We start from the raw sequence: 22,247 nt of genomic DNA, 5'->3' as shown, positions 1-22,247 counted from the left end.
GTCCCGTTCCTGGCGCGGTTGCGCGTCGGCCCCAAGCTGATGCTGCTCGTCCTGCTGCCGGTCACCGTCCTGCTGTCCTTCACGGCGTTCACCGCCATGACCCAGTGGGAGGAGGCGCGGACGCTGCGCGACTTCGACACCGCGATCGAGGTCTCGTTCGCGACCAGCGAGGTCGGAGGCGCCGTGGCCCGTGAGCGGATCGCCGCGGTCGAGGCCCGGCTGGATGCCGGACCGGACACCCTGCGCGCCCGGTCGCAGGCCGAGCGGGTCACCGACGACGCCCTGCGGCACGCCTTCGGGGAAGCCGTGGACCGGCAGGTGGGGTCCGACGTCGCCGGGGTCCTCGACTCCGTACGCCGCCAACTGCACGCACTGCGGGTCCAGACCGGCACCGGCTCGCTGGACGCCCGGACCCTGACCCAGCGGTACGAGGTGATCCAGAACAGGGTGCTCGACACGGTCGCCGGCCTCGAAGCCGGGCGCCCCACCAGGTCCGCGGGCCGCGCGGCCGACGCCCACATGGCGATGCTGCGGGCCGTCGCCGCCACCGAGAGCGAACGCGCGGAACTCGCCATCCTCTTCCACACACCCGGGGAGCGGCGCACCACCGCCGCCGCCGGCCGCTGGACCGAACTGGAGAAGTCCCAGCTCAGAAGGTTTCGGCTGACCGCCTCGGACGGACTGAACGCCGAACTGCACACCGTGATCTTTCAGGCCCCCGGACGCGAGGTCCGCACGGTCCGCGACCTGCTCGCCGCCGACACCGACCCCCGGCCCGCCGACTGGCCCTCGTACGACAGCTGGCTCGACGACTCCGCGCGCTACGTCGACGCCCTGCGCGGCATCCAGGTCCGCGCCGCCCGCGAACTCGACGACACCGCCCACCGCGATCTGCGCGCCATACGGGCCCGGGCCCTGACCGAACTGGGCATCTCCCTCGCCGTGCTGGCCTTCGTCACCCTGCTCGCGCTGGCCCTGCGCCGCTCGATCACCCGCCCTCTCGGCGAGGTCTCCGAGGGCGCCCGCGCCCTGTCGGAGGGCGACCTCTCGTACGACATCCACTACACCGGACGCGACGAACTCGGGGACGTCGCCGACACGTTCCGCGAGCTGCGGGTGACCAGCGGACGGCTGGCCGGCGAGATCCGGGCCATGAACACCGCGATCGACGCGGGCCGGCTCTGCCACCGGGCGGACGTCGACTCCTTCGACGGCACGTGGGCCCAGCTGCTGGGCGGCATGAACGGCACCATGGCGTCCTTCGCCGCCGCCCACGGCCGGCGCAGACGGGCCGAACAGGAACTGGAGGGCATCTTCAACCTCTCCATGGACCTGCTCTGCATCAGCGGCGTCGACGGCTACTTCAAGCGCGTCAACCCGGCGTTCGAACGCACCCTGGGCTACCCGATCGAGACGCTGACCTCCCGGCCCCTAATCGACTTCGTCCACGAGGAGGACCGGGACAAGACGCGTGAGGCCATCGCGCTGCTGGCGAGCGGCACCGAGGTCGCCGAGTTCGAGAACCGGTACGTCCGCGCCGACGGCACCGAACGCTGGCTGCAGTGGAGTGCCCGGCCGGTCCTGGAGGAGGGCCTCATCTACGCGGCCGCCCGCGACGTCACCGAGAGCCGCCGGGCCGCGCTCGAACAGGCCGCGCTGCGCCGGGTCGCCACCGCGGTCGCGCGCGGCGTACCGCCGGCCGACGTGTTCGGGAAGGTCGCCGAGGAGGTGGCGTCCCTGCTGGGCACGGCGGCGGCCGTCCTGCGCTACGAGCCCGACCGCAGCGTCAAGATCCTCGGGATCGCGCACGCGCGCGGGGACGAGGCCGCCGAGATCGTCCGTACGACCCGCCGTGAGGCGGCCAGGAAGACCATCAGCGAGGTGGCCCGCACCCGGTGCTCCGCCCGGTCGGGCACCTGTGTGGGCGCCCCCATCGTCGTCGAGGGCTGTCTGTGGGGGGTCGTCGTGGCCGCCTCGCTCCTCGACCCGCTGCCCGGGGGCACCGAGTCCCGGCTCGCCGACTTCACCGAACTGATCGCCACCGCGATCGCCAACGCCGACAGCCGGGCCCAGCTGGCCGCCTCCCGCGCGCGCGTGGTCGCCGCCGGGGACGCCTCCCGGCGGCGCATCGAGCGCGACCTGCACGACGGTGTCCAGCAGCGCCTGGTCTCCCTGCAACTGGAGCTGAGGATGGCCGAGACCCTGGTGAAGGACCCCTCCTCGGAACTGGCCCGGCGGCTGGACCAGCTGGCCAAGGGCCTCGACGACACCTTCCAGGACCTGCTGCAGGTGGCCCGGGGCATCCACCCCTCCGTCCTCTCCAGAGGTGGCCTGGGCCCCGCCCTGCGCGCCCTGGCCCGCCGCTGCGCCGTCCCCGTGGAACTCGACCTCGCCTTCGGCAAGGCCCGCTTCCCGGAACAGGTCGAGGTGGCCGCCTACTACGTCATCTCCGAGAGCCTCACCAACGCCGTCAAGCACGCGCGCGCGAACGTGGTGACCGTGGCGGCCGAGGAGCGCTCGGGCGGGCTGGAACTGGTCATCCGCGACGATGGTGCCGGGGGGGCGGACCCCGACAAGGGGTCGGGACTGATCGGGCTCATCGACCGGGTGGAGGCGATCGGCGGCCGGTTGACGGTGGCCAGCGCGCCCGGCAGCGGGACGACGCTGAGCGTACGTCTGCCGCTGACGCCGCCGCAGGAGGGGGACGCGGCGGTCGTCCTGCCGCGTGTGTGACGTGGGTGACGTGTGTGACCGCCCGAAGCGTACGCGGTGAGGCCCGTTCAAAGGGGGGAGTTCGGGACTCGGTACGGGCGTACGTTCCGGGCGGCCGAATCGGACGGCGGAGACGGCCGTCCGGTCCCGGGGCAGGGCGGATGACTCGCCGTCTCTCGTCAGAGACGCCGGTCCACCCGCGGCCGCACATCTGCGAGCATGGCGGACAGACGTTCAGGTGTCTTCACGGCCCTCCCCCAACTAGGCTTCCGGCTAGCCGTAAGACCCGTGTTCAGGCAGGCTGTCGAGACGAACGGGACAGGTCGGGCAAGGGGGAGGCCGAGACCATGGAGGCCGATCAGCATCCGGTGCGCGGACGGGTGGTGCTCGCGGACGACGACGTACTGCTGCGGGAGGGGCTGGCGAGCCTGTGCGAGCGCGTCGGCTACGAGGTGGCGGGCCAGGCGGGCGACGCCGACGGGCTCATGGACCTCGTCGAGACGGAGCTGCCGGACATCGCGATCGTCGACATCCGGATGCCGCCGACGCAGTCCACGGAGGGCCTGAAGGCCGCCGGTATCATCCGGGAGCGGTATCCGTCGGTCGGGATCCTGGTGCTGTCGGCGTTCGTCGAGGTCGAGGACGCCCTGGAGCTGCTGGCCGGCGGGCGCAGCATCGGGTATCTGCTCAAGAGCCGGATCACGGTCGTGGACGAGTTCCTGGAGACCCTCGACCGCATCCGCCGGGGCGGGTCCGTGGTCGACCCCTCACTGGTGCAGGAGCTGGTGGCGGCGCAGCGCCGTGACGATCCGCTGTCGATGCTCAGCAATCGTGAGCGGGAGGTCCTCGGCCTGATGGCGGAGGGGCGGTCCAACTCGGGCATCGGCCGACGGCTGTGGGTGACCGAGGGGACCGTCGAGAAGCATGTGCGGAGCATCCTCGGGAAACTGCGGCTGCCCGAGGAGCCGGACGACCACCGGCGGGTCCTGGCGGTGCTGACGTTCCTGGAGACGCGCTAGCGCCCAGAGCGCGGCCGTCCGGCCCCTCCGCTCCGTCCACAGGGCCCCCGGGTTGTCACTCCCCGCCAGTAGGGTGTGGAGCATGGCCGATCCCTCCAGCTACCGCCCCAGCCCGGGGCAGATCCCGGACTCTCCCGGGGTGTACAAGTTCCGTGACGAGCACCGGCGGGTGATCTACGTCGGGAAGGCGAAGAGCCTGCGCCAGCGCCTGGCCAACTACTTCCAGGACCTGGCCGGCCTCCACCCGCGCACCCGCACGATGGTCACCACGGCCGCCTCCGTGGAGTGGACCGTCGTGTCCACGGAGGTCGAGGCACTGCAGCTGGAGTACTCCTGGATCAAGGAGTTCGACCCCCGGTTCAACGTCAAGTACCGCGACGACAAGAGCTATCCGTACCTCGCGGTCACGATGAACGAGCAGTACCCGCGCGTGCAGGTGATGCGCGGTCACAAGAAGAAGGGCGTGCGGTACTTCGGGCCGTACGCGCACGCGTGGGCGATCCGGGACACGGTCGACCTGCTGCTGCGCGTCTTCCCCGTACGCACCTGCTCGGCCGGGGTGTTCAAGAACGCGGCCCGCACCGGCCGGCCCTGTCTGCTCGGCTACATCGGCAAGTGCTCGGCCCCCTGCGTCGAGCGGATCTCCGCCGAGGACCACCGCGAACTGGCCGACGAGTTCAGCGACTTCATGGCGGGGCGCACCGGCACGTACATCCGACGTCTGGAAAAGCGGATGACGGACGCGGCCGAGGACATGGAGTACGAGCGGGCCGCCCGGCTGCGTGACGACATCGAGGCCCTGAAGAAGGCCATGGAGAAGAACGCGGTCGTGCTCGCCGACGCGACCGACGCCGACCTGATCGCGGTCGCCGAGGACGAGCTGGAGGCGGCCGTCCAGATCTTCCATGTACGCGGCGGCCGGGTGCGCGGACAGCGCGGCTGGGTCACCGACAAGGTCGAGGCCGTCACCACCGGTGACCTCGTCGAACACGCGCTCCAGCAGCTCTACGGCGAGGAGAGCGGCGACTCCGTGCCCAAGGAGGTCCTGGTCCCGGCGCTGCCCGACCCCGTCGGACCCGTCCAGGAGTGGCTCACCGGCCGCCGCGGGGCGGGCGTCTCCCTGCGCATCCCGCAGCGCGGCGACAAGAAGGCCCTCATGGAGACCGTCGCACGCAACGCCCAGCAGTCGCTCGTCCTGCACAAGACCAGGCGGGCCTCCGACCTCACGACTCGCTCCCGCGCGCTGGAGGAGATCGCCGAGGCCCTCGACCTGGACAGCGCCCCCCTGCGGATCGAGTGCTACGACATCTCCCACCTCCAGGGGGACGACGTCGTGGCCTCCATGGTCGTCTTCGAGGACGGACTGGCCCGCAAGAGCGAGTACCGCCGCTTCCAGATCAAGGGCCGTGTCGGGGACACGCAGGTCTGGCACGGCGAGGGCCAGGACGACGTCCGCTCCATGCACGAGGTCATCGCCCGCCGCTTCCGGCGCTACCTCGCGGAGAAGGAGAAGACGGGCGAATGGGTCGAGGAGGACGAGACCGCGGGCACCGACCAGAACGCCTTCACCGAGGAGGACGGCCGCCCCAAGCGGTTCGCCTACCCGCCCCAGCTCGTCGTCGTCGACGGCGGGCAGCCGCAGGTCGCCGCCGCCCGGCGGGCGCTCGACGAGCTGGGCATCGACGACATCGCCGTCTGCGGCCTCGCCAAGCGCCTGGAGGAGGTCTGGGTGCCCGGCGAGGACGACCCGGTCGTCCTGCCCCGCAGCAGCGAGGGCCTGTACCTCCTGCAGCGGGTCCGCGACGAGGCCCACCGCTTCGCCATCACCTACCAGCGCGCCAAACGCGCCAAGCGTTTCCGGGCGAGCCCCTTGGACGACGTGCCCGGCCTCGGGGACGCTCGCAAGCAGGCCCTGCTGAAACACTTCGGCTCGCTGAAGAAGCTGCGCTCCGCGACGATCGACCAGATCTGCGAGGTCCCCGGCATAGGCCGCAAGACGGCCGAGACCATCGCCGTGGCCCTCGCCGAGGCGGCTCCGGCCGCGCCCGCCGTGAACACGGCCACTGGAGAGATCATGGAGGAAGAGGAGCCCGGTACGACGGCGGACCCCTCTGGGGAGCCCGTGGCCGCGGGCGCCCCGGACCGGCGGCGAGGGCAGGAGACATGAACGAGCACGACGAACGACCGGAACCCCCGGAGCCCGCAGAACCCACGGAGCGTCCGGAAGAGCAGCACCACGAGCACACGGCGGAGCGCGGGGAGGCCCACAGCGCGGTGGGCGACGGTACCCCGCAGCACCCAGCGCCACACGAAGACGGAGCACACGTGAGTACGGGCATCGAAACAGCCGGGGTCCCCGAGGCGGCCATCCCCGAGCTGGTCATCATCTCCGGCATGTCCGGCGCCGGACGGTCCACGGCCGCCAAGTGTCTGGAGGACCTCGGCTGGTTCGTCGTCGACAACCTGCCGCCCGCGCTGATCCCCACCATGGTGGAACTCGGCGCCCGCTCCCAGGGGAACGTGGCCCGGATCGCGGTCGTCGTCGACGTCCGCGGCCGCCGCTTCTTCGACAACCTCCGCGACTCCCTCGCGGACCTGGAGACCAAGCACGTCACCCGGCGCATCGTCTTCCTGGAGTCCTCCGACGACGCCCTGGTGCGCCGCTTCGAGTCGGTCCGCCGCCCGCACCCCCTCCAGGGCGACGGCCGCATCACCGACGGCATCGCCGCCGAGCGGGAACTGCTGCGCGAGCTGCGCGGCGACGCCGACCTGGTCATCGACACCTCCAGCCTGAACGTGCACGAGCTGCGCGCCAAGATGGACGCCCAGTTCGCCGGCGACGAAGAGCCCGAGCTGCGGGCCACCGTCATGTCCTTCGGCTTCAAGTACGGCCTCCCGGTCGACGCCGACCTGGTCGTGGACATGCGCTTCCTGCCCAACCCCCACTGGGTCCCGGAACTGCGCCCGTTCACCGGACTCAACGAGGAGGTCTCCGCCTACGTCTTCAACCAGCCCGGCGCCAAGGAGTTCCTCGACCGCTACACCGAGCTGCTGCAGATGATCGCCGCCGGCTACCGCCGCGAGGGCAAGCGGTACGTGACCATCGCGGTCGGCTGCACCGGCGGCAAGCACCGTTCGGTCGCCACCTCCGAGAAGCTCGCCGCCCGCCTCGCCTCCCAGGGCGTCGAGACCGTGGTCGTGCATCGGGACATGGGGCGCGAGTGACCGGACCCACCTCGTCCCGGCTGAGCAGGCTGAGCAGACTGCGCCGGGTCGCCCCGGAGGGCCGTGCGGACAGGCCCGTCGAGGCCCGCGGGGCCCGGCCGCGCCGCCGGGGAGCCCAGCCCAAGGTCGTCGCGCTCGGCGGCGGCATGGGCCTGTCCGCCTCGCTCGCCGCCCTGCGCCGGATCACCGGAGACCTCACCGCCGTGGTCACCGTGGCCGACGACGGCGGCTCCAGCGGACGCCTGCGGGACGAGCTGGGCGTCCTGCCGCCCGGCGACCTGCGCAAGGCGCTGGCCGCGCTGTGCGGCGACGACGACTGGGGCCAGACCTGGGCCCGTGTCATCCAGCACCGCTTCCAGTCCCAGGGCGACCTGCACGAACACGCGGTCGGCAACCTGCTGATCGTCGCCCTGTGGGAACAGCTCGGCGACCACGTCCAGGCCCTCGACCTGGTGGGCAGGCTGCTGGGGGCCCAGGGCCGGGTGCTGCCCATGTCGGCCGTACCGCTGGAGCTCCAGGCCCTGGTCAAGGGGCACGATCCGGCGCGCCCGGACGACGTCGAGACGGTCCGGGGGCAGGCGACCGTCGCACTCACCCCCGGCGAGGTGCAGTCCGTGCACGTCGTGCCGCACGACCCGCCCGCCGTGCCCGAGGCCGTCGCGGCGGTCCGCGACGCCGACTGGGTGGTGCTCGGCCCCGGCTCATGGTTCTCCTCCGTGATTCCGCACCTGCTCGTGCCCGAGCTGCTCGACGCGCTCACCGAGACCAAGGCCCGGCTCGTGCTGTCGCTGAACCTCGCACCGCAGCCGGGAGAAACCGATGGCTTCTCCCCGCAGCGTCATTTGGAGGTTTTGGGACGACACGCCCCTAAACTCGCCCTGGACGTGGTGCTGGCCGACGAGGCCGCCGTGCCCGACCGCGACTCCCTGACCGACGCCGCCAAACGGTTCGGCGCCGCGGTCGAGCTGGCGCCGGTGGCCCGGCCCGACGGATCTCCGCGGCACGACCCGGAGCTGTTGGCCGCCGCGTACGACCGTATTTTTCGGATGCATGGAAGGATCGGCCCATGGCGATGACGGCAGCGGTGAAGGACGAGATCTCCCGGCTACCCGTCACCCGGACCTGCTGCAGAAAGGCGGAGGTCTCGGCGATCCTGCGGTTCGCGGGCGGGCTGCACCTGGTGAGCGGACGCATCGTGATCGAGGCGGAGCTGGACACCGCGATGGCGGCCCGCAGACTCAAGCGGGACATCCTGGAGATCTTCGGCCACAGCTCCGAACTGATCGTGATGGCGCCCGGCGGCCTGCGCAGAGGCTCGCGCTATGTCGTACGCGTGGTGGCGGGCGGCGACCAGCTGGCCCGGCAGACCGGTCTGGTGGACGGCCGCGGCCGGCCCATCCGGGGCCTTCCTCCGCAGGTCGTCTCCGGGGCCACCTGTGACGCCGAGGCCGCCTGGCGCGGAGCCTTCCTGGCCCACGGCTCGCTCACCGAGCCCGGCCGTTCGTCCTCCCTGGAGGTGACCTGCCCGGGCCCGGAGGCGGCGCTCGCGCTGGTCGGCGCCGCCCGCCGGCTGTCGATCGCGGCGAAGGCCCGCGAGGTACGGGGCGTGGACCGGGTGGTCGTCCGGGACGGGGACGCGATCGGCGCGCTCCTGACCCGCCTCGGCGCCCACGAGTCCGTGCTGGCGTGGGAGGAGCGGCGGATGCGCCGCGAGGTCCGGGCCACGGCGAACCGGCTCGCCAACTTCGACGACGCCAACCTGCGCCGCTCGGCGCGTGCCGCCGTCGCCGCCGGCGCCCGCGTGGGCCGTGCCCTGGAGATCCTCGCCGACGACGTCCCCGAGCACCTCGCGGCCGCGGGGCGGCTGCGCATGGAGCACAAGCAGGCCTCGCTGGAGGAGCTGGGCGCGCTCGCCGACCCGCCGCTCACCAAGGACGCCGTCGCGGGCCGGATCCGCCGTCTGCTGGCCATGGCCGACAAGCGTGCGTCGGACCTCGGCATCCCGGGGACCGAGTCCAGCATCACCGAGGAGATGGCCGAAAACCTGGTGGGGTGACAGATCACCGGGAAGGCTCAACTCGCCGGTGCCGACGGCCACTTGTGCATGTCGGCACCGGCTTTCTGCTTTCCGCGTGAATTCCGTGATTGGCCTGTGTCGCCTCCTTGACTTGGCCCAGATCTGACATGAGCCTGGCGTCTGTTCGCTACTGGGGCGAACCACGCAAGGGGGGCTCATGAGACGAAGAGCGAGATCGATCCTCGCCGCCGGCGCGCTCCTGCTGGGCGGTGGCGCGGGACTCGCGCCGCTGGCCCAGGCCGCCGAGAACGACGGCTCCGACACCGACGAGGTCAAGGTCTTCCGGGCCGAGGTGACGAAGAAGCAGATACCGCTGCTGCTCGCCGCCGGGCAGGACGGTCACGAACTCAGCGAGCAGGCGCCCGAGAAGGGCACCGCGTCGGTCGAGGTCTACCTCACCGACAAACAGGCGGACGCCCTGGAGGAGCAGGGCGTCAAGCTGAGGGAGCACCAGCTCACGCGCAAGGCGGAGGCGCGTGTGGACGCCGCCGCCGACGGGGTCTACCGCCCCTACAGCGGAGCCGGGAACATCAAGGAGGAGATCCTCCGCACGGGTCAGGAGAACCCCTCCCTGACCAAGGTGGTCTCCCTCGGCAAGTCCCTCCAGGGACAGGACATCCTCGCGGTCAAGCTGACCAAGGACGCGAAGAAGACCAAGGACGGCGCCAAGCCGTCCGTGCTGTACATGTCCAACCAGCACGCGCGCGAGTGGATCACGCCGGAGATGACCCGGCGCCTGATGCACCACTACCTGGACAACTACAAGACGGACAAGCGGATCAAGAACATCGTCGACTCCACCGAGCTGTGGTTCGTGATCTCCGCCAACCCGGACGGCTACGACTTCACCCACCGCGACGCCGCCAACCGCCAGTGGCGCAAGAACCTGCGGGACGTCAACGGCGACAACGCCATCACCGTCGGCGACGGCGTCGACCTCAACCGCAACTTCGCCTACAAGTGGGGCTACGACAACGAGGGCTCGTCCCCGTTCCCCACCAGCGAGACCTATCGCGGCGGCGGCCCCGGCTCGGAGCCCGAGACCAAGGCCCTGGACGCCTTCGAGAAGCGCATCGGCTTCGAGTACGGCATCAACTACCACTCGGCCGCCGAACTCATCCTCTACGGGGTCGGCTGGCAGGTGGCCACGCCCAGCCCGGACGACGTGCTCTACAAGTCGCTGGCCGGCACCCCGGAGAACCCCGCGGTCCCCGGCTACCACCCCCAGCTCTCCTCCGAGCTGTACACCACCAACGGTGAGGCGGACGGCCACGCGGCCAACGTCAACGGCACGGCGATGTTCACCCCCGAGATGTCGACCTGCCAGACGGCGTCGAACATCGACCCGAACGACGCCTGGAAGCCCGAGGACTGCGCCTCCGTCTTCACGTTCCCGGACGACGAGAAGCTGATCCAGGACGAGTTCGCGAAGAACATCCCGTTCGCGCTCTCCGTCGCCGAGTCCGCCGCCACGCCCGACCGGCCGAAGTCCTCGGTCGGCGTCGACGCCCCCGACTTCACCCCTGCCACGTTCGGCACCTCGTACTCGCGCGGCAAGAAGCAGGAGGTCTCCGTCGTCGCGCGCAAGTCCGTGACCGACAAGGAGCTGAACTACCGGATCAACGGCCGCGGCCGCACCTACGAGGAGAGGCTCAAGCCCTGGAAGGGCGGCGAGACCTACGGCGGTGAGGACAACCTCTGGTTCGACGAGTACCGGGCCCGGGTGCGCGAGGGTGAGCCCGGCGACAAGGTCGAGGTCTGGTTCACCGGTGAGACGAAGAGCGGCAAGCCCACCAGCAGCCAGCGCTTCACCTACACCGTGGCCGAACGCCCCAAGGGCGACATCCTCGTCGTCGCCGAGGAGGGCGCGACCGCGACCCAGACACAGGCCTACGTCGACGCGCTGAAGGCCAACAACAAGAGGGCGCTCGTCTGGGACGTCGCGACCCAGGGCGCTCCCGACGCGCTCGGCGTACTGGAGCACTTCAAGACCGTCGTGCACTACACGGGCGCCGTCCGTCCGGGCGTCGCCACCCAGCTCGCCCTGCGCGCCTACCTCAACGAGGGCGGCAAGCTGATCGAGGCGGGCGAGAGCGCCGGCGGCTCCGTCGACCTCGGCGGGGGCACCCTGTCGAACGACTTCAGCCAGTACTACCTGGGCGCCTACAACCGCACCTCCCTGCCGAACGCCACCGCCTTCGCGGGCCTCGGCAAGCTCGGCGGCTTCAGCGGCAAGCTCGGCGACGCGCCCGGGAACCCGCTGAACACGGCCGGTTCCTTCGGGGTCACCTCGGACGCCCTGCCCGTGGAGACGTTCCCGCAGTTCAAGAGCGCCGGCGCGGGTCAGTACCCCGGGACCGTCAACCCCTACGGCCCGTACGAGGGCGCGTCGATGGCGGCCGCCACGCACACCGACTACGCCTGGAACCGCCTCACCCGCACCATCGACCTCACCTCGGTGACCGCGGCCGACAAGCCCACCCTGCGCACCCAGCTCCTGTGGAACACGGAGGAGGGCTACGACCACGCCCTCCTTGAGGCGCACACGGTGGGGGCGGACGACTGGACGACGCTGCCGGAGGCCGGCGGCGCCACCTCCACCGCCGTGCCCGTCGAGTGCGAGGCCGGGTACTTCATCCAGGGCCACCCGGCGCTGAAGCGGTACCTGACCCTGGGCTCCGGCGGCTGCACGCCCACTGGCACCAGCGGCTCCTGGAACAGCTTCACCGGGGCCTCGGACGGCTGGCAGAAGGTCGAGTTCGACCTGTCCGCGTACGCCGGGAAGAAGGTCGAGGTGTCGCTCAGCTACGTCACCGACCCCGGTTCCGGCGGTCGTGGCGTCCTGGCCGACAACGCCACCGTCGTCATCGGCGGCACGGCCGGCGCGGTCGAGGGCTTCGAGACGTCGCTCGGTGCCTGGAGCACTCCCGGTCCGCCCGCGGGCAGCCCGGCCGTGGTGAAGGACTGGGGCCTGTCGGGTGAACTGTTCAAGACCTACGGCGCGGTCACCACGGGCGACACCGTGCTGCTGGGCTTCGGTCTGGAGCAGGTCCCCGCGGCCGCCGACCGCAAGGCACTGCTCGGCAAGGCGCTGGCGGCTCTGAAGAACTGAGCGACGACTGCGCCGAACGGCTGGAAGAAGGCCTCGTGAGCGGCCCTCCGGACGTCTGGAATCAGATGATCGGGGGGCCGCTCAAAAGGTAATCACCTTGCAAAACCAGGGCGGTCCGTACCCCTACTGGCGAGTACGGACCGCACCGGCATGTATAGGGCATCTCGATGTCACTCGACGGGCCCGGGGGAGGTAGGGTCGTAGGCGGTCGGGGACATCCCATACAGCTCGCCGGCACTGAGCCGGCGTACCAACGAGGAGATCGGTTCGTGACGATCCGCGTAGGCATCAACGGCTTTGGCCGCATCGGTCGTAACTACTTCCGCGCGCTGCTGGAGCAGGGTGCTGACATCGAGATCGTGGCTGTCAACGACCTGGGTGACACCGCGACCACCGCACACCTCCTGAAGTACGACACCATCCTGGGCCGCCTCAAGGCCGAGGTGTCGCACACCGCCGACACGATCACCGTGGACGGCCACACCATCAAGGTCCTCTCCGAGCGCAACCCCGCCGACATCCCGTGGGGCGAGCTGGGCGTCGACATCGTGATCGAGTCCACCGGCATCTTCACGAAGAAGGCCGACGCCGCGAAGCACCTCGCCGGCGGCGCCAAGAAGGTCCTCATCTCGGCTCCGGCCAAGGACGAGGACATCACCATCGTGATGGGCGTCAACCAGGACAAGTACGACGCGGCCAACCACCACGTCATCTCCAACGCCTCCTGCACCACCAACTGTGTGGCGCCGATGGCCAAGGTCCTCGACGAGAACTTCGGCATCGTCAAGGGTCTGATGACGACGGTCCACGCGTACACCAACGACCAGCGCATCCTGGACTTCCCGCACTCGGACCTGCGCCGCGCCCGCGCCGCCGCCGAGAACATCATCCCGACCACCACCGGTGCCGCGAAGGCCACCGCGCTGGTCCTCCCGCAGCTCAAGGGCAAGCTCGACGGCATCGCGATGCGCGTCCCGGTCCCGACCGGCTCGGCCACCGACCTGGTCGTCACGCTGCAGCGCGAGGTCACCAAGGACGAGGTCAACGCCGCGTTCAAGAAGGCCTCCGAGGACGGCGACCTCAGGGGCTACCTGGCCTACACCGAGGACGAGATCGTCTCCTCGGACATCGTCAGCGACCCGGCCTCCTGCACCTTCGACTCCTCCCTGACCATGGTCCAGGAGGGCAACACGGTGAAGATCCTCGGCTGGTACGACAACGAGTGGGGCTACTCCAACCGCCTCGTCGACCTCACGGTCTTCGTCGGCGAGCAGCTCTGACCGACAGAGCAGGCACCTCCGTGTGAAGTCGGGGCCCGGGCGGCGCAGGGACGCGCCGCCCGGGCCCCGACCCACGTACACAGCGGCCCTCCTACGATCACGAGCACCACACGTCCTCCTCGGGAGCCCTCTTTCATGAAGACGATCGACGAACTCCTCGCCGGGCCGGTCGCCGGCAAGCGGGTCTTCGTCCGCGCCGACCTCAACGTGCCGCTGGACGGCACGACCATCACCGACGACGGCCGCATCCGCGCCGTGCTGCCCACCGTCAAGGCACTGGCCGAGGCGGGCGCGCGGGTCGTCGTCGCCTCGCACCTGGGCCGCCCCAAGGGCGCCCCGGACCCGGCCTTCTCCCTCGCCCCGGCCGCCGCGCGCCTCGGTGAACTCCTGGGCGCCGACGTGGCGTTCGCGACGGACACCGTCGGCGAGTCCGCCACGGCCACCGTCGCGGGCCTGGGCGACGGCCAGGTCGCCGTCGTGGAGAACCTGCGCTTCAACGCCGGCGAGACCAGCAAGGACGACGCCGAGCGCGGCGCCTTCGCCGACCGGCTGGCCGCCCTCGCCGACCTCTACGTCGGCGACGGCTTCGGCGCGGTGCACAGGAAGCACGCCTCGGTCTTCGACCTGCCGGCCCGCCTGCCGCACTACGCCGGGTACCTCATCGCCACCGAGGTCGGCGTCCTGAAGAAGCTCACCGACGACGTCCAGCGGCCCTACGTGGTCGCGCTCGGCGGCGCCAAGGTCTCCGACAAGCTGGCCGTCATCGACCAGCTGCTCGGCAAGGCCGACCGCATCCTCATCGGCGGCGGCATGGCGTACACCTTCCTCAAGGCCCAGGGCCACGAGATCGGCAGCTCCCTCCTCCAGGAGGACCAGCTCGACGCCGTCAAGGAGTACCTGGAGCGCGCGGAGCGGACCGGTGTCGAACTGGTCCTGCCCGTCGACGCCGTCGTCGCGCCCGGGTTCCCCGACCTGAAGAGCAAGGCCCCGGCCGACGCCACCGCGGTCGCCGCGGACGCCATGCCCACCGACCGGATGGGCCTGGACATCGGCCCGGAGTCGGACAAGCTGTACGCCTCGAAGATCGCCGACGCCGCCACCGTCTTCTGGAACGGCCCCATGGGCGTCTTCGAACACCCTGATTTCGCCGAGGGCACCAAGGCGGTCGCCCAGGCACTCCTCGACTCCGAGGCCTTCACGGTCGTCGGCGGCGGAGACTCCGCCGCGGCCGTGCGCATCCTCGGCTTCGACGAGAACGCATTCGGCCACATCTCGACCGGTGGTGGCGCCTCCCTCGAATACCTCGAGGGCAAGACGCTCCCCGGGCTCGCCGCACTGGAGGACTGACCCTCGATGACCGCTACGGAACAGAGCCGCCTGCCCCTCATGGCGGGCAACTGGAAGATGAACCTCAACCACCTCGAGGCCATCGCGCACGTCCAGAAGCTCGCCTTCGCCCTCGCCGACAAGGACTACGAGGCCTGTGAGGTCGCGGTCCTGCCGCCCTTCACCGACCTGCGCTCGGTCCAGACCCTGGTCGACGGCGACAAGCTCAAGATCAAATACGGCGCCCAGGACCTCTCGGCCCACGACTCAGGTGCCTACACCGGAGAGATCTCCGGGCCGATGCTGGCCAAGCTCAAGTGCACGTTCGTGGCGATCGGCCACTCCGAGCGCCGCCAGTACCACGACGAGACCGACGAGATCGTCAACGCCAAGGTCAAGGCCGCCTACAAGCACGGCCTGACCCCGATCCTGTGCGTCGGCGAGGAGCTGGAGGTCCGCGAGGCGGGCAACCACGTCTCCCACACGCTCGCCCAGGTCGAGGGCGGCCTCAAGGACGTCCCCGCCGAGCACGCCGAGACCGTCGTCGTCGCCTACGAGCCCGTCTGGGCCATCGGCACCGGCAAGGTCTGCGGCGCCGAGGACGCGCAGGAGGTCTGCGCGGCCATCCGCGGCAAGCTCGCCGAGCTGTACTCCCAGGAGACCGCCGACCGGATCCGCATCCAGTACGGCGGCTCGGTCAAGGCCGGCAACGTCGCCGAGATCATGGCGCAGGCCGACATCGACGGCGCCCTCGTCGGCGGTGCCTCCCTGGACGCGGACGAGTTCGTCAAGATCGTGCGCTTCCGCGACCAGTGAGTAGGCCCTGACGGCGTAACGTCGTACTCTTGCGGGGACCGGCCACGCGGCCGGTCCCCGCAGTCCATCAGAATCCGAGGAAGTTGGTCCAGCCGTGGTTATGGGGTTCTCGATCGCCCTGATCGTCTTCAGCCTGCTGATGATGCTGCTGGTGCTGATGCACAAGGGCAAGGGCGGAGGCCTCTCCGACATGTTCGGTGGCGGTATGCAGTCCTCCGTCGGCGGCTCCTCGGTCGCCGAGCGCAACCTCGACCGGATCACCGTCGTGGTCGGTCTGCTGTGGTTCGCGTGCATCATCGTCCTCGGCATCCTGATGAAGGTCAACAACTGACCTTTGGGCCGACACCGAGAGACAACGCGTCACGGACGCACCAATCCGCACGTAAAGCCCCATGACGGGTACGCGACTTCGAACGCGGCCTATCATGGGGCTTGCGTCTGTGGGCGGGATGTAACTCCAATCACTGGACGCGCGTTGGGCCTTACGTAGACTGAGGCGCTCGCAGCGAAGCGAAACGCCGACTCGCTTCGCCGCACCATCACGCAGGGAGTTACGACCGTGGCAAGTGGCAACGCGATCCGAGGAAGCCGGGTCGGGGCGGGGCCGATGGGCGAAGCCGAGCGCGGCGAGTCCGCACCCCGGCTGCGCATCTCCTTCTGGTGCTCCAACGGACACGAGACCCAGCCGAGTTTCGCCAGCGACGCACAGGTCCCCGACACCTGGGACTGCCCGCGCTGCGGCTTCCCGGCCGGACAGGACCGCGACAACCCCCCGGACCCACCGCGCACCGAGCCCTACAAGACGCACCTCGCCTATGTGCGCGAGCGCCGCAGCGACGCGGACGGCGAGGCGATCCTCGCCGAGGCGCTCGCCAAACTGCGGGGCGAGATCTAGTAGTCGACACCGGCCGGGCACCGAAGGTGCCTGGCCGGAGCTGTTCCGGGGCCGCCGCCCGCGCTCTTTGCGTTCTTGCCGGTCCTCGCCCTGTCCGTCGCCGTGCTGATACCGGCGCTCGGAAGAGACGTATCTGTTGTTGAACCGGACGACCGCGGGACGACAGCTCGTGTTCCCCTGTGATCAATTAGGTTGGGACCGGCAGCGGGGCAAGGTACGCAGGACCAGGTAGGAAAGAAGGCTGAAGTCCGAGATGAACGCAGAAAGCCGTACCAGGCTCGACCAGACGCCCGAATGGACCGCGCTGGCCGAGCACCGGGAGCAGCAGGGTGAGGTCCAGCTGCGCGAGCTGTTCGCGGCGGACCCCGGGCGCGGTGCCGGGTACACGCTGGAGGTCGGCGATCTGCACGTCGACTACTCCAAGCATCTGGTCACCGACGAGACGCTGCGGCTGCTGCGTGAGCTGGCCGCCGCGACCGACGTGTTCGGACTGCGGGACGCCATGTTCCGCGGCGAGAAGATCAACACCACCGAGGACCGCGCCGTCCTGCACACCGCGCTGCGCGCCCCGCGCGACGCGGTGATCGAGGTCGACGGCGAGAACGTGGTGCCGGCCGTGCACGCCGTGCTCGACCGGATGAGCGGCTTCGCCGAGCGCATCCGCTCCGGGGAGTGGACCGGCCACACCGGCCGCCGCATCAAGAACATCGTCAACATCGGCATCGGCGGCTCCGACCTCGGCCCGGCGATGGCGTACGAGGTGCTGCGCTCCTACACCGACCGCGACCTGACCGTCCGCTTCGTCTCGAACGTGGACGGCGCCGACCTGCACGAGGCGGTGCGTGACCTGGACGCGGCGGAGACGCTCTTCGTCATCGCCTCCAAGACGTTCACCACGATCGAGACGATCACCAACGCGACCTCCGCGCGCGAGTGGCTGCTCGCCGAACTGAAGGCCGGTCCCGACGCCGTCGCCAAGCACTTCGTCGCGCTGTCGACGAACGCCGGGAAGGTGTCGGACTTCGGTATCGACACCGTCAACATGTTCGAGTTCTGGGACTGGGTCGGCGGACGCTACTCCTACGACTCGGCGATCGGGCTGTCCCTGATGATCGCGATCGGCCCGGACCGCTTCCGCGAGATGCTCGACGGGTTCCGGATCGTCGACGAGCACTTCCGGACGGCGCCCGCCGAGTCGAACGTGCCGCTGCTCCTCGGGCTGCTGGGCATCTGGTACGGCAACTTCCACGACGCCCAGTCGCACGCGGTACTGCCCTACAGCCACTACCTGTCCAAGTTCACGGCCTACCTGCAGCAGCTGGACATGGAGTCCAACGGCAAGTACGTGGGCCGGGACGGTGAGCCGGTGGCGTGGCAGACCGGGCCGGTGGTGTGGGGCACGCCGGGGACGAACGGGCAGCACGCGTACTACCAGCTGATCCACCAGGGCACGAAGCTGATCCCGGCGGACTTCATCGGCTTCGCCGAGCCGGTCGCCGAGCTGAGCGACACGCTCAAGGCCCAGCACGACCTCCTCATGGCCAACTTCTTCGCCCAGACCCAGGCGCTGGCCTTCGGCAAGACGCCGGACGAGGTGCGTGCGGAGGGCGTGCCGGACGAACTGGTGCCGCACAAGACGTTCCTGGGCAACCACCCGACGACCACGATCCTGGCGAAGGAACTGACCCCGTCGGTCCTCGGCCAGCTGATCGCGCTGTACGAGCACAAGGTGTTCGTCCAGGGCGCCGTCTGGAACATCGACTCCTTCGACCAGTGGGGCGTCGAGCTGGGCAAGGTCCTCGCCAAGCGGGTGGAGCCGGCGCTGACGGAAGGTGCGCAGGTGCCCGGCCTGGACGAGTCCACGAAGGCGCTGGTCGCCACGTACCGGGCGCTGCGCGGGCGGTAGCCGTACGGAGCGGGGAAGCGGGCGGCCGCGCGACGTCCACTTCCCCACCCGGTCCGCCAGGTCGCCTCAGTGCCCCAACCCGGCGCCCCCGTCGACGGGGACGACCGCGCCGCGTACGTACCCGGCGCCGGCCAGGAAGACCACCGCGTCGGCGACCTCCTCGGGGGTGCCCAGGCGTCCGGCCGGGGTGGTCCGCAGCAGTGCGCTGCGCTGGTCCGGTGTGAGGGCGCGGCTCATGTCGGTCTCGGTGAGGCCGGGGGCGACGACGTTGCAGGTGATGTCGCGGGGGCCGAGTTCCTGGGTGAGGGCGCGGGCGAAGCCGACCAGACCGGCCTTCGCCGCCGCGTAGTTGGTCTGGCCGGGGGCGCCGCGCAGAGCGGCCGTGGAGGAGACCAGGACGATACGGCCGTGGCCCGCGCGCAGCATGCCCCGCACCGCGCGCCGGGCGACACGGAAGGCCCCGGTGAGGTTGGTGTCGAGCACCGAGGTGAAGTCCGCCTCGGTCATCCGGACCAGCAGACGGTCCTGGGTGGCGCCCGCGTTGGCGACCAGGACGGAGACCGGCCCGTGGGCGGTCTCCGCCTCCTTGAAGGCCTGGTCGACCTGGGCACTGTCCGTCACATCGCACCGTACGGCGAGGAAGCCCTCGCAGGCGGGGGGTTCGGTGCCCCGGTAGGTCACCGCGACCCGGTCCCCGGCCGCCGCGAAACGGCGGGCCATGGCCAGGCCGAGGCCTCTGTTGCCACCGGTGACGAGGACCGAGCGGGGCGTGGGCTGTGTCATCGCGCTGTCCGTTTCTCGCTGTCGGGTTTCTCTCCGTCGCCTGCGGGGGGCCGTGTACGCAGGCCCACGACGGCCACCGCGCATCCGATGAGCGCGAGGGCGGCGACCGAGAGCGTGGCGGCGTACATGGCGTCGAGGAAGGCGCGGTCGGCGGTGGTGGCCAGCTCGGGCAGGTCCAGGGAGCGGGACAGGGAGCGGGCGGCCTCGGCGGAGGCACGGGCCTGTTCCTCGGCCGCCGGGGACAGGCCCCGCGCGGCGCCGGGCAGTTCGGCGTCGGCCATCCGGTGCCGGTAGACGCCGGAGAGGATCGAGCCGGCCATGGCCACCCCCAGGGTGCCGCCGACCTGCCGGGTGACGCTGTTGACGGCGGAGCCGGCGCCCGCCAGTTGCGGCGGCACCCCGCGCATCATCACGGCGGTGACCGGTGTGCCGACCAGGCCCATGCCGAAGCCCTGGATCCACAGCAGGACGGCGACGACCCAGAGGGGGGTGCTCCCGTCGAGCCAGGCGTAGGCGACGTAGGTGAGGGCGGTGGCCAGGACGCCGCAGGCGACCGTCCAGCGGGCGGACCACAGGCGGCTCAGCGCCGGGGACGCCTGGCTGCCCAGGACGATGCCGACGGCGGCGGCGATCATCACGGTGCCCGCGTCGGCGGGGGAGAGGCCCCGGGGGCCCTGGAGGTAGAACGCCGCGTAGAACAGGTGACCGGCCAGTGCCATGAAGGCGATCAGCAGCACCACGCTGCCCGCCGAGAAGCCGGGCCGCCGGAACAGCCCCAGGTCCAGACTGGGCGTCGCGGACCTGCGCTGACCGGCGACGAACATGGCCAGGACGACACCGCCCAGCACCAGGGGCAGCAGGACGTGCGGGCCGTACCAGGCGCTGCCGCCGCCGAGTTCGATGATGCCGTAGACGACGCCGCCCAGGCCGAGCACCGACAGGGCGAGGCCCGGCAGGTCGAGCACCCGGCGGCGGGAGCCGCCCAGGTCGGGGACGACGGCGAGGACCGCCGGCAGACACAGGGCCACGATCGGCACGTTGACCAGGAACACCGAGCCCCACCAGAAGTGGCTGAGCAGCGCACCGCCCGCGACGGGGCCGACGGCCACGCCGAGGCCGCTCGACGAACTCCAGATCGCGATCGCCCGGGTGCGCTTCTCCTCGGGGGTGCTCTGCACGAGGACCGTCAGTGTCGCGGGCATGAGCAGGCCGCTGCCCGCCCCCATGAAGGCCCGCGCCACGATCAGCCACGCCGGGCTGTCCACGAACGCGCCCGCGCCGGAGGCCACGCCGATCAGCGCGAGCCCGGCGACCAGCGTCCTGCGGGGGCCGAAACGGTCGGCCAGCGCGCCCCCCGCGAACAGGGTGCAGGCGACGACCAGGGTGTAGGCGCTCGCCACCCACTCCAGTTCGCCGGGGGTCGCGCCCAGGCCCCTGACCGGGTCGGCGAGGGTGGTGACGGCGACGTTGAGGATCGAGGTGTCCAGCCAGATCAGCATCTGCGCGCAGACCACGACCAGGAGGACGGGCCAGGAGCGGGCGGGTGGGGCGGCCGGTGTCGCGGTCGTCCGGCTCACGGTGCTCACCGCGTGCCTCCGTTCTTCTCGTGACCGCGCGGCGCTCCGTGCGGTTCTCGGCGCTGCTCTCGGTCCGGTTCCCGGAGCCGCTCCCCGCCCAGCTCGGCGTGTCTGCGCAGGGCCCGGTCGATCAGGGCCTCGGCCGCGCCCGTGTACCGGGCCGGATCCAGCAGTTCCGAGAGCCGGTCGGGGGAGAACCGGGCGGACAGTTCCGGGTCGGCGGCCAGCACCGCCCGCAGGGGGCGACCGGTGTCGGCGGCCTCGGCCGAGGCGGTGGTCAGGAGCTTCTTCGCGCGGACCTTGCCGAGCACCGGGGCCAGCGCCACGTTCAGGCGTTCGGTGACGATGGCGCCGCCGGTCAGTTCGAGGTTGGCCCGCATGCGCTCCGGGTGGACGATCAGCCCTTCCGCGAGTTCGACGGCGGTGTGCGCGGCCCCGCCCGTCAGCCGCAACGTCTCCCGCAGCGGCTGCCACTCGGCGTGCCACGCCCCGGCGGGTCTCTCGTCCTCGGCGAGCAGACACTGCGCCAGCACGAGGGCGTGCGCGGGGACCTGCCGGGCGGCCGACACGATCAGCGTGGCCAGCGCGGGGTTCCGCTTCTGCGGCATGGCCGAGGAGGCGCCGCGCCCGGCCCCGGCCGGCTCCGACAGCTCACCGATCTCCGTGCGGGACAGCGTCTGCACGTCGAGCGCGAACTTTCCGAGCGCCCCGGTGACGAGCTGGAGCACGGCCCCGAGTTCGGCGACGGGAGTGCGGACGGTGTGCCAGGGGAGAGTGGGCTCGGCGAGGCCCAGCGCCTCGGCGAACGGCTTGAGCAGCTCCAGCCCGCCCTCACCGGGGCCGCCGTCGCCCGCTGCGTCCGGGCCCCCGCGGTCCAGCACCGCGTACTCCCGATAGGCGGCCAACGTCCCACCCGCCCCTCCCAACTGGGCCGGAAGCCGCGAGGCCACCGCCCGCACCCGCACCGACGCGTCGGTGACCAGCTCCAGCCAACCCGCCGCCTTCAGCCCGAAGGTCGTCGGTACCGCGTGCTGGGTGAGGGTGCGGCCGGCGAGAACGGTGCGGCGGTGGGTGTCGGCCAGTGCGGCGAGGGCGGCCGCCACGCGCGACAGGTCCGCCGCGATCAGGTCGAGCACCCGGCGGCCGATCAGCATCGCCGCCGAGTCCAGGATGTCCTGGCTGGTGGACCCCCGGTGCACATACTCCGCCGCGGCCGGATCCTGCGCGGCGACAACCTCGCCGAAGACGGTCACCAGGGCGACCACCGGGTTGGCGGCCGCCCGGGAGGCGTGGGCGAGGGCGGCCAGGTCCAGGCGTTCCGCGCGGGCCGCCGCGGCGATCGTCTCCACGGCGGCGGCGGGCGTCAGCCCGACCGCGTGCTGGGCGCGGGCCAGCGCCACCTCCGCGTCCAGCATGGCCTGCAGCCACGCCTCGTCGGTCACCTCGGCGGCGACGGGTGTGCCCGCCCAGGTGGGGGCGAGCAGACCGGCATCGGTGCCCACGGATACGGACATCCCGT

General features: G+C 71.2%; 16 protein-coding genes. 13 read left to right on the top strand and 3 right to left on the bottom strand.

What is annotated here, in order from left to right; translation table 11 throughout:
- Positions 1–39 precede the first annotated feature (39 nt).
- From ACWCRJ_RS18175 to pgi, 13 genes are all read left to right on the top strand, one after another.
- The gene (locus ACWCRJ_RS18175) at positions 40–2,733 is read left to right on the top strand and encodes a PAS domain S-box protein (protein ID WP_450940316.1); all 2,694 of its coding nucleotides are present in this window, start codon (positions 40–42) and stop codon (positions 2,731–2,733) included.
- Positions 2,734–3,059: 326 nt separating this feature from the next.
- Positions 3,060–3,731: a response regulator transcription factor gene (locus ACWCRJ_RS18170; protein ID WP_450940199.1), complete on the top strand. Its 672-nt coding sequence runs from the start codon at positions 3,060–3,062 to the stop codon at positions 3,729–3,731.
- An 82-nt stretch (positions 3,732–3,813) separates the two neighbouring features.
- Positions 3,814–5,898, top strand: coding sequence for an excinuclease ABC subunit UvrC (gene uvrC, locus ACWCRJ_RS18165; protein ID WP_450940198.1), 2,085 nt, complete (start codon positions 3,814–3,816; stop codon positions 5,896–5,898).
- Complete coding sequence (rapZ, locus tag ACWCRJ_RS18160) at positions 5,895–6,956, top strand: RNase adapter RapZ (RefSeq protein ID WP_450940197.1); 1,062 nt, start codon at positions 5,895–5,897, stop codon at positions 6,954–6,956. Before uvrC ends, rapZ begins: the two co-directional genes overlap by 4 nt.
- Positions 6,953–8,032 carry a gluconeogenesis factor YvcK family protein gene (locus ACWCRJ_RS18155; RefSeq protein ID WP_450940196.1) on the top strand — a complete coding sequence of 360 codons (1,080 nt, stop codon included), beginning with the start codon at positions 6,953–6,955 and terminating at the stop codon, positions 8,030–8,032. Before rapZ ends, ACWCRJ_RS18155 begins: the two co-directional genes overlap by 4 nt.
- Complete coding sequence (gene whiA / locus ACWCRJ_RS18150; protein ID WP_037691556.1) at positions 8,023–9,012, top strand: DNA-binding protein WhiA; 990 nt, start codon at positions 8,023–8,025, stop codon at positions 9,010–9,012. Before ACWCRJ_RS18155 ends, whiA begins: the two co-directional genes overlap by 10 nt.
- Positions 9,013–9,190: 178 nt before the next feature.
- Positions 9,191–12,145, top strand: coding sequence for a M14 family zinc carboxypeptidase (locus ACWCRJ_RS18145; protein WP_450940195.1), 2,955 nt, complete (start codon positions 9,191–9,193; stop codon positions 12,143–12,145).
- 269 nt (positions 12,146–12,414) lie between these two features.
- Complete coding sequence (gap, locus tag ACWCRJ_RS18140; RefSeq protein ID WP_450940194.1) at positions 12,415–13,425, top strand: type I glyceraldehyde-3-phosphate dehydrogenase; 1,011 nt, start codon at positions 12,415–12,417, stop codon at positions 13,423–13,425.
- Positions 13,426–13,560: 135 nt separating this feature from the next.
- The gene (locus ACWCRJ_RS18135) at positions 13,561–14,772 is read left to right on the top strand and encodes a phosphoglycerate kinase (RefSeq protein ID WP_450940193.1); all 1,212 of its coding nucleotides are present in this window, start codon (positions 13,561–13,563) and stop codon (positions 14,770–14,772) included.
- 6 nt (positions 14,773–14,778) lie between these two features.
- Positions 14,779–15,567: a triose-phosphate isomerase gene (gene tpiA / locus ACWCRJ_RS18130; RefSeq protein WP_450940192.1), complete on the top strand. Its 789-nt coding sequence runs from the start codon at positions 14,779–14,781 to the stop codon at positions 15,565–15,567.
- A 100-nt stretch (positions 15,568–15,667) separates the two neighbouring features.
- Positions 15,668–15,898: a preprotein translocase subunit SecG gene (gene secG, locus ACWCRJ_RS18125; RefSeq protein ID WP_005477937.1), complete on the top strand. Its 231-nt coding sequence runs from the start codon at positions 15,668–15,670 to the stop codon at positions 15,896–15,898.
- 228 nt (positions 15,899–16,126) lie between these two features.
- Entirely contained in the window at positions 16,127–16,462 is a 336-nt protein-coding gene (locus tag ACWCRJ_RS18120) for an RNA polymerase-binding protein RbpA (protein WP_003957010.1), read from the top strand.
- A gap of 253 nt (positions 16,463–16,715) precedes the next feature.
- Positions 16,716–18,368, top strand: a complete 1,653-nt coding sequence (gene pgi / locus ACWCRJ_RS18115; protein WP_450940191.1) for a glucose-6-phosphate isomerase — start codon at positions 16,716–16,718, stop codon at positions 18,366–18,368.
- 66 nt (positions 18,369–18,434) lie between these two features.
- Here pgi and fabG read toward each other — a convergent pair whose 3' ends face one another.
- The 3 genes from fabG to ACWCRJ_RS18100 are packed head-to-tail and all read right to left on the bottom strand — an operon-like array spanning position 18,435 to position 22,242.
- A complete protein-coding gene (gene fabG / locus ACWCRJ_RS18110; protein WP_450940190.1) occupies positions 18,435–19,151 on the bottom strand; it encodes a 3-oxoacyl-ACP reductase FabG in 717 nt (238 codons plus the stop codon).
- The gene (locus ACWCRJ_RS18105) at positions 19,148–20,737 is read right to left on the bottom strand and encodes an MFS transporter (RefSeq protein ID WP_450940189.1); all 1,590 of its coding nucleotides are present in this window, start codon (positions 20,735–20,737) and stop codon (positions 19,148–19,150) included. Before ACWCRJ_RS18105 ends, fabG begins: the two co-directional genes overlap by 4 nt.
- The gene (locus ACWCRJ_RS18100; protein ID WP_450940188.1) at positions 20,734–22,242 is read right to left on the bottom strand and encodes a class-II fumarase/aspartase family protein; all 1,509 of its coding nucleotides are present in this window, start codon (positions 22,240–22,242) and stop codon (positions 20,734–20,736) included. Before ACWCRJ_RS18100 ends, ACWCRJ_RS18105 begins: the two co-directional genes overlap by 4 nt.
- Between the last annotated feature and the right edge of the window lie 5 nt (positions 22,243–22,247).

It is taken from the genome of Streptomyces sp. NPDC002324 (assembly GCF_053593335.1).
Note: the sequence above shows the minus strand (reverse complement) of the source record. Positions and strands in the feature narration are given on the sequence as shown.